The organism is Verrucomicrobiia bacterium (genome assembly GCA_035495615.1).
Classification (GTDB): Bacteria; Omnitrophota; Omnitrophia; order Omnitrophales; family Aquincolibacteriaceae; genus DATJFP01.
Map to the genome: position 1 here is coordinate 65,482 of DATJFP010000021.1, position 12,587 is coordinate 78,068.

General features: G+C 59.5%; 10 protein-coding genes. 8 read left to right on the plus strand and 2 right to left on the minus strand.

The annotated features are described in order from the left end of the window. Nucleotides 1-34 precede the first annotated feature (34 nt). The 3 genes from VL688_02695 to VL688_02705 are packed head-to-tail and all read left to right on the plus strand — an operon-like array spanning nucleotide 35 to nucleotide 5,510. Nucleotides 35-2,770, plus strand: coding sequence for a hypothetical protein (locus VL688_02695; GenBank protein ID HTL46953.1), 2,736 nt, complete (start codon nucleotides 35-37; stop codon nucleotides 2,768-2,770). After that, nucleotides 2,770-3,576: a hypothetical protein gene (locus VL688_02700; GenBank protein HTL46954.1), complete on the plus strand. Its 807-nt coding sequence runs from the start codon at nucleotides 2,770-2,772 to the stop codon at nucleotides 3,574-3,576. The genes VL688_02695 and VL688_02700 overlap by 1 nt, the downstream gene beginning before the upstream one ends. Then, nucleotides 3,573-5,510 carry a VWA domain-containing protein gene (locus VL688_02705; protein HTL46955.1) on the plus strand — a complete coding sequence of 646 codons (1,938 nt, stop codon included), beginning with the start codon at nucleotides 3,573-3,575 and terminating at the stop codon, nucleotides 5,508-5,510. The genes VL688_02700 and VL688_02705 overlap by 4 nt, the downstream gene beginning before the upstream one ends. 66 nt (nucleotides 5,511-5,576) lie before the next feature. Here VL688_02705 and VL688_02710 read toward each other — a convergent pair whose 3' ends face one another. After that, nucleotides 5,577-7,235 carry a hypothetical protein gene (locus tag VL688_02710; protein ID HTL46956.1) on the minus strand — a complete coding sequence of 553 codons (1,659 nt, stop codon included), beginning with the start codon at nucleotides 7,233-7,235 and terminating at the stop codon, nucleotides 5,577-5,579. Between the two features lie 264 nt (nucleotides 7,236-7,499). On the opposite strand from VL688_02710, the gene VL688_02715 reads away from it, so the two are divergent. After that, the gene (locus tag VL688_02715; GenBank protein HTL46957.1) at nucleotides 7,500-7,970 is read left to right on the plus strand and encodes a VOC family protein; all 471 of its coding nucleotides are present in this window, start codon (nucleotides 7,500-7,502) and stop codon (nucleotides 7,968-7,970) included. A 155-nt stretch (nucleotides 7,971-8,125) separates the two neighbouring features. After that, nucleotides 8,126-8,494 carry a hypothetical protein gene (locus VL688_02720; GenBank protein HTL46958.1) on the plus strand — a complete coding sequence of 123 codons (369 nt, stop codon included), beginning with the start codon at nucleotides 8,126-8,128 and terminating at the stop codon, nucleotides 8,492-8,494. On the opposite strand, the gene VL688_02725 is transcribed toward VL688_02720, so the two are convergent. Beyond that, nucleotides 8,463-8,972, minus strand: a complete 510-nt coding sequence (locus tag VL688_02725) for a tetratricopeptide repeat protein (GenBank protein ID HTL46959.1) — start codon at nucleotides 8,970-8,972, stop codon at nucleotides 8,463-8,465. The genes VL688_02720 and VL688_02725 overlap by 32 nt on opposite strands. A 102-nt stretch (nucleotides 8,973-9,074) precedes the next feature. Here VL688_02725 and VL688_02730 point away from each other — a divergent pair, with 102 nt between their 5' ends. From VL688_02730 to VL688_02740, 3 genes are all read left to right on the plus strand, one after another. After that, entirely contained in the window at nucleotides 9,075-9,500 is a 426-nt protein-coding gene (locus VL688_02730; protein ID HTL46960.1) for a hypothetical protein, read from the plus strand. Beyond that, nucleotides 9,497-12,163: a hypothetical protein gene (locus VL688_02735; GenBank protein HTL46961.1), complete on the plus strand. Its 2,667-nt coding sequence runs from the start codon at nucleotides 9,497-9,499 to the stop codon at nucleotides 12,161-12,163. Before VL688_02730 ends, VL688_02735 begins: the two co-directional genes overlap by 4 nt. Before the next feature lies 1 nt (nucleotide 12,164). Further along, the coding region (locus VL688_02740) for a hypothetical protein (protein HTL46962.1) at nucleotides 12,165-12,587 on the plus strand (423 nt) is incomplete at its 3' end.

Genomic DNA, 12,587 nt, shown 5'->3' on the forward strand with positions numbered 1-12,587 from the left:
AGAAACCGTCCACCCACGGCGCCGCTGTCCCAAGATGACTTTTCCGAAAAAAAACTCCTTTCTCGCCGCCCTTTTTCTTTCGCCTCTCCTGCTTTTTCCGCGTCCGGTCCTCTGCGATTCGCCTTCCGGGGATGACCCGAACCGTTTTCTCGGCGTGAAGCGCTGGACCGGTTCCGTGCAGGTGGAATACATGCAGAGGGAGGAATACCTGCAGGACTGCGGGACAGATACCGACGAGCATGGCAAATTCATGGAGTACGGAAAGGCGTGGGACTCGGATGTCCTCACCGGGCGGATGAATTTGAATCTGGACCTTCCTTATAATGAGCTGAAACCCACCGACGATCAGGGGAAGGAAGACGAGAAGGCGGATGCGCAGGAAAAAAAACTCGAAGCCATGGCTCAGAAATTGACGGCCCTTACCGGGCAATCCATGGAAAGCGCGGGCGCGGACGCAAGCAACGAGGAAATCCGCCTCTTCGGCGACAATAACGGCGGCCAGTTTGTGGGTGAGGGAAGTATCCAGTGGGAGCGGAATGGGAACTGGGCCTGCCCCAACGGCAGCCGGAGGATCCGGGCCAGCGGCAGTGGTCCGGCCAAAGACATCAGCGCGCTGCTTTACGTCACGGTCGGCAAAGACTGGCAGGATTATAGCCTGAGCGTGAACAGTTTCGACATCATCCCCGGGGACAGCCAGACCACGGACAAGTGGCGCCATTTCGACGTCTATTGCAGAGGCGGCGCGCCGGATAAAATCTGCGAGTACAACGACTGGCACAAGACCCCTTATTGGACCAAGGCTGTCGACCAAGTCACCCGGAACGGCGCGCATACTTATGATTATCGATCCTCATCGACACGCGAATCCAAGGAAAACCGGGTGCAGCACGAGACCGACTCGAACGGTGTGCCGGAAACCGGGCCGGGGATGGGCAGCGTGTCCGCGGGGCTCAGTGTCGTGGACATCAGCGGGGACAAAGTGAGCGAGCCGTTCGGGCCGCCGCCGCAATATCCCGAGAATGCGGGCACGGACCAAAAATCGATCGACGCGGCCATGGAGAAGTACAACGCGGAAATGAAAGTATGGCGCGCGAAGGTATGGCCCGCGCTTCCCAAGTCCGGCAATGTCCTGCAGGGTGAAACCACCTGGAGCGAAAAAGAGGACGGGAACGATCCTCCGCACAAATTTGCAAGAACGATGAAGATCCGCTGGAACCTTGCCCCCTACGGAAAATCCGAATATGAAGTCGAAGTCGAGATCGAAGGCTACAAAGACTGGCGGCCCAAAGGCAATAAGGACGCGAAAAAGCGAGGGAACACGCTGACCGTTCACGCCAAGCTCATCGATCCCAAGACCGGCAAGGCCCCGGATGCCAAGGCCGAAAAATTTATTTTCGAGCTGAAGGAAACCTCGAAGGTGAAGGGCGTGGCCATGAACTGGCCTTCCGAACGCGTGGCCGCGGAAGATGACGACATGAAATTCGAGTATGAAGAAAATCCGGAAAAAGATTTTGTCATCGAAAACGATGGGCAGACGATCTCGACGCGGGAAAAGAAATGGTTCGACGGCGCCACGGTCAATGTTTCCAGCTTCGACTGGGGCGGCTATGCCGGCCTCTACGTGAAGGCGGTCATGCCCGGAGGAGACACGGCGGAAGGGCATCTGAAAGGCGAAACCGGCCGCCAGATCATCCCGCTTCCCAAACGCACGGGCGATTCCAAAATCGCGGACGGGTGGAAAGAAAACACGCCGGGCGCTTCCGGAAAGGCCGACGACGCGGACGACGAAACCAAACCCGAAAACCGCATGGCGACCTGCGCGAACCACCACGGCGATGGGCTCACGCTTTACGACGAATACCGCGGCTTTTATTCCCGGCGCGATTTCCAGGCGGACGAGGGCCACATTTCAGGCGACCCGCGGCTCAAGGATTATTTCGTGATCGATTCTACCGGCGAAGCGCAGCTTGCGATCAAACGCTTCGAAAACGCGAGCGGTCTCAAGGTCCATAGCTGGCTCATGCTCGATGAAGTGAAGGACTACAAGAATCCCGTCGTCAACTTCAACAAGGGCGGCGTGAAAAACGACGTGGAGCAGCACGCGGTGGAGTTGATCCGCTCCAGCTTTTCCCAATTCGATTCCGAGGCCACGAGCCGCAGCGGTTTCCAGAGGCCCGGCACGCCGGGCACGCTGCCGGTCGTCAATCTCGGCATCCGCCTGAGTTTTACCGACATGATGAGAACGATCCCGCATGAGCTTGGCCACGCGTCCACGATTGCGCATCACGGCAGCAGCGACGAAGGCTTCGTTTATTGGACCGAAGACAAGCGCGACGGGCAGGACGTCATCGTGGAAGTTCACGCGGACAACTGGACGGACGCGCTGTTCGACGCGCACACGAAGGGCGAAGTGATCGAGGCCACTGCGGAGCCGGACGGATTCCCCATGGAGCCGAGCCGTTTCAGGAAGCCGCGGCGGCTCTGGGTGGCGCGCAAGCACGGCCAGCACAGCGGCGACGAATCCTGCGTCATGCGCTACACGCTCGCGGACGCGTACGATCCTTCGGAGACAGGCAGCAACAAGCGCATCTTCAAGGAAATCACGGCGCCTCCGGAAAAGTCGGGGTACACTTACTGCCAGCTGCCGGACGGGACAGGCGACGCGGGCCGCCGGTACGGCAGCGCGGACACGCAGCTCGAGCGCGGCGCCTGCAAGTACCAGATCTGCGTGAACGACAAATACATGTATGGCCATCAGGGGCGCAAATAATGAAAAAAAATATTTTGATTCTGGTCCTGATGTTCACCGCGGCGGCTGCCGCATGGATATTTTTTAACCGCAGCACTTCCATTCCCGCGCCTTCTTCGCAGGCTGCGGCGGCCCCCGGCTATCCCGCGGGTATTTCCCTTTCGGTCAATCACGGTCTGCACACGAAAATCCTGCGCGGCTGGCCGGTGATCGCGGAAGTCTTCCTGATTTTTCCGGAAGGTTCCGCGCTCGAGCCCGCGCTCCGCGATTCCTGGCAAGATAAAATCACGCTCGAGCTGCGCACGGAAAAAGGATTGCAGCCGGTGGATTTCCAAAAGATAGAGCCTGAGGCGGAAGGGGCGGAATGGACCGGCGTTTGGATTTTGACTCCTGAGGCCACGCAAAAGCTCGAGCCGGGCCAGTATCAATTGAAAGCGGTCTTGAACGACAAGGGTAAGCTGGTGAGCAAGAGCTACTTTTCGAAAGTGGAAGTGCTGGCGGAAGCCGAAAAAGATCTCCAGCCCGAAACCGGCGCTTATCTGAACGCGGAGGCCTTGATCCTGCAAAAGCGTTTTCCGGAAGCCGCGAAGATCGTGGATGATTTTCTAAAGACGCATCCGGACGATGCGGGAATGACCGAAATGAAAGCGGGGCTTCTTCGCTCCGCGGGCCAGCCCGAAGAGGCGCTGGAACTCTACGACAAGGCGCTCGGGCCTTCCAACATGCAGGAGCCGCCTCCCGAAAGTCTGATGCGGCGCCGCCACGAATTGCTGCACGAAGTTTTAACTCAGGATCATGAACCACAGGGGGAAAGGAAACCGGCATGAAATCACGCACCGTTTTGACCGCCTCGTTTTTTTTGATGACTGCTTTTTCGGCCCCGCTTCGGGCGGACGCGCCGCGGCAGACCGAAATCGTCTTCGATGCGTCGCGCAGCATGAACGACCCGCTCGGCGCGGACACAAAGCTGGAAGCGGCCAAGCAGTCGCTGACCGGCATTGCGGGCCAGATCGCGCCCGGTTCCCTGGTCGGCCTCCGCGTCTTCGGCGCGTCGCCGGTCGGAGACAACGTGCGGCAGTCATGCTTCGACTCGCAGCTGGTCATGCCCATCGGGCCGCCCAGCAAGTCCGCCATGATCGCCAAGGTGATGGCGCTCCAGGCGTTCGGCCAGACCGCGCTGGGCTATTCGCTGGAGCTCGCGGCGAAAGATTTCGACAGTGCGCCGGAGGTTTCGAAAACCATCATCCTCATCAGCGACGGCCAGGAAAGCTGCGGCAAAGATCCTGTCACGGTCATGAAGAATCTGAAGGCGCAGGGCATCGACGTGAAGGTGCACGCGATCGGGTTCGGCGTGGACGAGCCGACAAAGGCCCAGCTCCAGGAGATCGCGCAGATGACGCAGGGCAGTTACCAGGATGCGCAGGACGCGCAAAGCCTCAAGCAGTCGCTGGAAAGCGTCGCGCACCAGGAGAAAATCACGGCGCCTGCCGCGCCGAAAGCCGCGGCGCCCGAAAACCCGGCTGAGGAAGCGAATCCGGAAATGCTGCTGCAGGCCCAGCGCGGAAAAGGGGAAAATCTTCTGGCCGCGGCGGCCGGAGCCAGGATCGTGACGGCCAGCAACCAGGACGTGGCGCTCGCCATGGACGGTTCGGAAGACACCGTGGCCTCGCTCGGCTCAGGGGACTATGCTGTCCTTTCTTTCAAAGACAACCAGCCCGCGCTTCTCGATAGTTTTTCCGTGCCCATTTTCGAGCAGAGCTCGTCGAATCCGAAAAAAATCGAGCTCAGCGCATCGGCGGAAAATGCCCAAACCGGTTTTGTTCCGCTGCTTTCGATCGAGGTGCCGAACAAAGTCGATTTTAAAAACGTGTATCAGGAATTCAAAATCGATCCCCCGGCCCCGGTGCGATTTCTCAAAATCAGGATCGGGGAAGGGCGGTCCGGAAATTATTCGGACTTCGCGGAGTGGAAGGTCTCGGGCAAGCTGCTCACCGAAGATGAATTCAAGGCCGAACTCGCCAAACAGCCGGCCAAAGAAGTCGACGTGATCGCCAAAGACGCGGGAGGCACGATCGCGGCCTCCAGTCAGCAGGGCTTTGAAGCCCTGATCGACGGCGCTCCGGGAAATCAGGCCGGCGGCGAAAATGTATCAATCGATGCCGGAAGTGAAGTGGTCTTTGCTTTTGACGGCGGCCGCGAGGCTTATCTGATGCGCGCCGCGGTGCCGGTTTATGAAGCGGCGCCCGAAAACTGCAAGACGCTCGAAGTGTCGGTGTCGCCGGATTCGGCGTCGGAGAACTTCCACAGCGCGGGAACGTTCCAGACGACCAACATGCTGATGAACGGCAAGCCGGAGCAGGAATTCAAATTTCCGGCGCCGGTCAAAGCCAAGTTCGTGAAGGTGAAATTCATCGACGATCACGGCAGCGGCGGCACTTGCGAACTGGGAGAGCTCGAAATTTTCGGTTCGTTCCAGCCTGTCACAGGCGCGGTGGACGCGGCATCGCTGCCGCAAGCCGCCTCGGCCCCCGCGGAAGCTTCGGAAACGACGGAAGCCGCCGAAGAGCCTCAGGCCGAGGCCGCGCCTGCGGCCGAAGCTTCCGCCGAAACGCCGGCGGCCGTTGATAATGCCGCGGCTCCCGAAGATTCCGGAACGGTGATGGAAAATCCGCCCTCCGACGGAATCGAAGAGGAAGCCGCTCCTCCGCCGGCGCAGGAAGACAAGGATTTCGAACAGGAGTCGAAGCCGGCCGGAAACTGAATCGAGTCGGGAAAAAAAGAAAGCCGGCATCCCCAAGATGCCGGCTTTTTTTTATGGCGTTTGAAGCTAATTGCCGCCGTTCATGTAGCGGCCGAGCGTATCGTAAGCCTGGCGCGCTTCGTCTTCGGTGGGCGCGTCCTCGGACTGTTGATCTTCGTACTGTTCCTGATAATCGCCCGAAGTGTCGCCTTCGTACTGGCCGTCCTGCTGGCCGTAATCCTGCGTGGAACCGTCAAAGGGATTCGGCATCTGGCCCTGGAATCCGCCTCCGCCTCCGGAAAATTGAGAAGCGATGTTTTGAATCTGTCCCAGGACCTGGCCGGCCTGCTGCAGCGTATTTCCGGTTTGATTGGGACGGCGCGGCGGATAAGGACCCTGCTGCTGCGGATAGCCGCCGTTCGCGTAACCCTGCTGCTGCGGGTAGGCGCCTTGCTGCGCGGGATATTGCTGCGGGTAACCCGCGTTCGGATAAGCCTGAGGCTGCTGCATCGGCATCGGGCCTTGCGCGGGGCCTTGATCGTAGAGTCCGTTCTGCCAGGCTTCAGGCCGGCTCGAAGCGGACGCCTGGCGTACGGCCTTCATGCCCGGATCTTCCGGCGGCATGGCCGCGGCCGGAGCCTGGGCAAGCTGCTGCAAAGGCTGCTGCATCACGGAGGCGCGGGAATTCGAGGCCTGCGCCGGCGGCAAAGCGCCCTGGAGACGCGCCTCCTGCTGGACGGCCTGCGCGATGCCCTGGCCAAACTGATCCGCCTGCTGCATGTCTTCGGCGCTCGGCGCTTCGGCGTCTCCGGCAGGCATGCCCATTTGTTTGGCCGTCGCGCTCATGTTGTTCATCATGTCCGAGAGCTTGAAGTCCCCGTTCGACATCTTCGACATGATGTTCTGCGAGCGCATGCCCATCAGATCGTCGACTTTGGTGAATCCCTCCGGCAATTCGAAGAGCGCGGGATCGGCCTTGACCGTGTCGGCTTGCTGCATTTCGAACAGCATGTTTTCCACCGCGTTGCCATTCTCGTCCTGTCCGGCCTGCGACATGGCCAGCGCCAGGCGTTCGGGTAAATTTTTCGCGTACGGCATGCCCGTCATGCCCTGCGCCAGCGCGGAACCGATCAGGGTCATGGACTTGATCAGCTCTTCGCGTTCTTTGGCGGGGTAGAGGGAGTATTGGGAATCGACCTTGGCTTTTTCGAACGCGGAGATTTCTTTCTGGATCTTCGCCGCCTTCGGATCTTTGTCGGAAGCAAGCCAGATCGCGCCGATCATGGAATTTTGCTGCGGGCACGAGGGCCCGTAACCTTCGGCCTGGAACCCGGCGATGGTTCTTTCCCCGACTTTCTTGGACTGCGCGCAGGGGTCGTTCGCCACGGCATCCGGCACCTTGTCCATCTGCTTCTTGTACGCCTCCATCTCTTTTTGCTCTTCAGGAGTAAGACTTTCGTCGCTTCCTTCTTTATAAGGAATCGGAATGGGTTTTTCCTGGTAAGCCTTGAGCTCCATGTCGATGTCCCATTCCACGCCCTTGTCGACGCGCGTGATCGAGATTTGGTCGCCCATCATCCCTTGCGCGAGCGGAGAAGAAACCACGAGGCGCTGTTTTTTTCCGCTCACCCACATTTCGGACGTGCCCATGCCGTTCATGCCTTGGCTTTTGGTGTAGACGTCCGCGTGCGCGGCGGTGGAAAAGAGGACGAGAAAAAGGGGAAGGACGGGCAGAAGTTTTTTCATGACGGGCTCCTTACGGTTCGCTAGTAAGGATAGCCAATGCCCTGAGGAATTGCAAACAGGTGCTTTTTTAATCAATAACGATCATTTTTGCCGCGAAATTATAGGACGCCTTACAGGACGCTCTTCCATATATAAAGGCGGTCGGGAAAACCCACATTTTACAAACGATGCCGGGTTTCTTTTTGACAAGCGATTCAAGGAGGTCTAGCCTAGGTGCTCCCAAACGTAACCGGCTTTTTAAGATCCCCCTCAAGGAGAGAAACCATGGCGAAGCATCAGCAGACCGTTACACCCACGTTTACGTTCAAAGATTCCAGGAAGGCCATCGAGTATTACAAAAAAGCTTTTGGCGCGAAGCTCCTGGACTTGTACCCCAGGCCCGACGGATCGGGGACCATGCATGCCACCATCCAGATCGCCGAATCGGTCATCATGATGGGCGATGAAATGCCGGGTTCGGAAAAATGCGGCAAGAGCGCGGAAACGATCGGGGCTTCGCCCATCGGCATGTACCTCAGCGTGCCCGACGTCGATGCGACGTTCAAGCAGGCGGTCGCGGCCGGGGGCAAAGAGCTCATGGCCGTCGCCGACATGTTCTGGGGCGCCCGCGTGGGCCAGGTCGTCGATCCTTTCGGCTACTCGTGGATGATTGCCACGCCCAAGCAGGACCTCACGCATGAGCAGGTCCAGAAAGCCGCCGACGCGTTTTTCGCTCAGGCTGCCGGCAAGAGATAAACCTCTCCCGGGGCAGACCTTTTGCGCACCGCACAAGGTCTGCCCCACTTTTTCCCGCGCCCTTTCCCGACAAGCGTTTCCCTTCCGGCACGATGGCCGCTTTCCACACGCCTTGCCATAATAATGCGGGCATTGAAAGGGAGGAGGGTAACATCATGAAAACGTTTCAAGGAATTGTTCTGGCGCTTTTAGTGAGTGCGATGGGGGTTCCCGCTTTTGCCGTCGAGACCGTCGAGACGGTGCGCACTTTCCAGACGCCGGCCGAACCGGGAGTTTATTATTTTACCCTGGAGGATTTTCAGAGGGCTTATTCCGGGACGAAGCCGATCGTCGCTTACGAAAAATTCGCGCGCGCCCGTTATGGCGGGATGTACGGATACCCGCAGACGACGCTGGTGACGACCCGCATCAGAAGCGATGAGGATTTGGAAAAGGGCGAGGGGACCAAGCCTCACGTGATCCCTTACGATGCCCGCCGTGGCGACCGCGAGGTCATACGTTACGTGCGGGAAAGCCGTGTTTAGAAACAAGAGACAACAGGTCTTGGGCTGAGGGGTTAGTTTCTTTTAACTCTTCGATCAGCCCAAGACCGTCGGCAAGGCGCGGATAAAATTCGGAATCTTCGGGGCAGTGAAGCGCGGCTTCCTTAAAGAGCAGTTCCGCCTTGGCAATGTCGCCCATTTCAAGCCACAGGCATCCCAGGTTGTATCCGGCTTCGACATCGCCGGGGTTCAAGGCCGCGGCTTTTTCCAAAGCCGAGATCGCTTCCTGGATTTTCCCTTCGGAATAGAAGGCGATGGCCATGTTGAAGAGGACGGCCGTCGAGTCCGGATGGGCTTCCAGCGCCTTCTCGTATTCGCGCAGCGCCGCTTCCGGTTTTTGCTCGAGCAGGAGCCGGTCGCCTTTGGCTTTGGAGTCTTCCGAAGCCGCGAAGGCGCTGCCGTGAACCAGGCAAAGAAGTCCCGCCAGCAAAATAGAGGAACGGAAAAAGGAAGAAGTCATTCGGGCGCATTATACTCCGGCCTGCCTGAAACGCTAAGCTTTCCCTTGCAACAATCCCAACTCCCGGTATTATAGAGGCGCCAAGGAGCCACCCCTTATCGTATGGCTGCCACAAAAACGCCAATCCGGGTTCTTCTCTTCCTTCTGCTGTTTTCCTTTTTCTTTCATCCGTCCGCCGAGGCCCGGAAAAAAGACGGCCCGCAAATCACGCAGGACCTTACCGGCGTCCAGCCTTATCCCCACCAGTGGATCGAAGCCAAGGGCAAAAAAGAAGTCTCGCTGATCGGACAGGCCTACCGTCCGCGGCCGGATTTGTTCGTGATGGAATTGAATTCATTTCCGGACGGCGAAACCGAAATCAAGAGCGTCAAGCTCAAGACCGCGGACGGCAAAGTCATCGAAGGCCGGATCCGCCGGCTTCCTTTTAATTTCATGCCCACGGCAAGGCAGCATTACGCGAATCCGCAAATGGACGACGCGGGCCAGGCGCCGCAGCAGATCAATGGCCCCGCGCAGGAGCATTCATGAAGCGGCGTCTGCTGGCTCTGACACTCATCGGATTTTTGCTGGCGCCTCCGCCGGGCCGCGCGACTTATTCCGACGAGGAAGACTACGTCCGACATTCCGGCGGCGGCTCTTCGATGGGTGAACAGGTCGCGGGCCAGGCGGCCGCGGGCGCCTTGACGTATCTTGTCGGGCGCGCGATGCACAAAAATGACGGAAGCACCGGCGCGGCGGACGAGCCCGCGGCGCCGCCCTCGGTGGTCACGGTCGTGGAATTTCCCGTGACCCAGGATGTGGCCCAGACCGGCCAAGTCGAAGTCGAGATCCAGAAAGGCAAGTCCACGGTTAATGTAAACACGCCCGTCAACATCACCCAGGCGCCGGGCGGGGAAGACATCAACAAATGCTGCAAACTGACGTCGCTCGCGGTCATGAACATCTGGCATCACGCCATCAAAGTCAGCGTGGGCGGCAAGACGCAGGTGGTCAAGCCCGGCCAGCCCGCGGTGTTCGAAGGCGATCTCGGCGAATGCCCGCGCATCAAAGTGGAAAGCGCGGAGGAACTGGGTGAGGACGACGCGCACCTCGTGGCCGAAGACGTTTCGCTTTGCTGCAAGGATTTGAGGACCGGGCATTACAAGAGTTTTTACGCCATCCGGATCCTGCGCTACACGTTCGTCGAGCTGGACAAAGACTGCGGCGGCGGAGGAAAGACCACGTCGCTGCCGCCCGTCACGACCCAGTCGCCGTACAAAGGCGAGTCGATCACGCCGAGCGTCAGCATCTCGGAAGGCATCAGCGAATCGCGCACCATCACGCCGAGCGTGCCGTATTCGCAGCCGCCGTCCATTTCCGAATCCATCACGCTGACGCCGACGATCACGCCCTCGATTTACCGTCCCAGCTATCCGCCCTCGCAGCCGCCGACAACCGACGAAAAATCCGATTGCGCGTGCTGCTGCCATCAGGTGAACACCTGGTCCGCGGAAAAACCGATCGAAATCAAATACGCTTCGCCCGCCGGCGCCGACGTGCGCGTGCCGCTCGGGAAAGAATTTCCGCTGGCCGTCAATGCCATCGACATGGACATGCTGACCGTCTCGTGCAACCAGCAGGGCGTGGAATGCGGCTCCTGCTCGCCGTGCACGCCGGGCGGCGGAGGCGGCATCACGGACGGCCCTGTCGCGGGAACCGGAACCGGCGGCGGTTCCACGATGGGCGGCAATCAGGTCATGATCGCCACGACAAGCGGTGTGTGCAAGCGGCCCTGCGAATCCTGCCAGTCCCTGAAAAAAATCCCGCTCGCATCGCCGCTGCATTTCCGTTGGGAATTGATCGCGGGGCCGGGCTGGCTCAAAAGCAATCCGTATTACCCGCAGGAACGTTCCGCGGTCGCGGAAGGTCCTGCCGCGGTGTACGTGGCGCCGGACTCCCTGCCGCCGGGCGCGGACCGCACCGTGGCCATTCTTTTGACCATTGACGATACGCCGTACGTCGCGGATCTCGACGACCCGCCCGTCACGGAAACGGTCACGATCAACCTGATCGGCCGCAAGGAAGTGGGCAGCGTGGCCGTCGTGTCGCCGTCCCTCGATTATCCCACGGTCACGAATCCGCCTCCAACCTGCCCGTGCAAGCCCGTGACTTCCTGGGACGCGGCTTCCGGCATCAAGAAGACCGAAGAGCACGATACCGCGTACAGCGTTTGCGCGGACAGTTACACGGTTTTGACCGCGCCGACCGAAGACGTGGACACGATCCACGCGCAATGTTCCGGCCCGAAATGTTCGGCGCCGGAAGTGCAGTACAAGCTGCACGACGCCACGACTTACCAGTGGAAGGCTTCGGCCGGCACGACGATTGGAATTTTGGACAGCATCGTGTTCCAGGCGCCTTCGTCCGCCGGTGACGTGAAAGTGGAAGGAACCGCCACCGACAGCAGCATTCAATATCCCGACGGCGCGCTGCCGCTCCCGCCTTACGAAATCAAAGTCGGAAAAATCACGATTGAATCGGCCGATGTCCCGCCGCTGGGGCCCGGAATTTCCACCCCGGCCAATGCGCCGCTCATGCTGGGCGACGACTTGACGGTGAAATATAAAATAGAAGGCGCGCAGTTCGGAAAGCTGGAAATGCGGGTGTACAATAAAAACGGCGACGTCGTGTACCGGCGCGCGGACCTCGAAGGGACGATCGGCTCGCACGAAACCACGTGGCCCAAGGCCCGGTGGAATCAGGAACCGCATATCGGCGCGTACGCGAACCCGAAGAACGGTCCGTACGAAATCGAGATCGCGGCGGCGAAGCCCCGCTGCGTGTCCGCGGGCAGCAAATACGTGGACACCAAGCTCGTGATCCAGGCCGATATCCGTGACCTCAAGGCGGGCAGCGCCACGCGGGCTTCCAGCCTCGACACCACGATTCAGTACACGCGCATCAAATTGAAGGGGCCTGCCGAGCATGATTTCTTCGGCGGGGACATCCTGCGGACGACTATCCCGGGCCTGGCCGCGGGCAATTACGGAAAGCGGCTTTACGTGGACAAACCTTTTACGCTGAGCCGCCTCGAAGACGGCAAGTGGACCATCTCCGTCTACGATAATTTCGACGGCGTGGGCAACTCACTCGACACCGACCCCAGCACGCCGCAAAGCGATCCGTACGAAACCGAGATCGAACTCTACTAAGATGAAAAAGCTTTTTCTTTTTTCAATCGCCCTTTTTCTGCTCGCCCCCTTGCGGCCGGCGCATGCCCACATTTCCGACGATGAAAAGGAGCTGGAGCTGGAATTCATCCAGGCCAAAGATCTTTTTCACGAAGGGAAAACGGACAAGACCGTCGCCCTGCTGAAGGACCTGGCCTCCGATCCGCGGCATCCCGCTTACGCGCAGGTGAAAGCCGCGGCCGCCATTGCGGACCTCTTGCGCTGGCAGTACGGGCAAGGCAAGGTGGATGAAGCGCTTTCCAAGGACCTCGACAAGCTGCAGGCTGACTTAACAAAGGCGCTCGAGCCCTGGGGCGATGCGCCGCTCAAAAAAGTCCTGGATCCGTCCCTGGCCTATCTCGCCGAGACTCAGAAATTCCTGGCCGACAAGAAGCCGGTTTCCGCC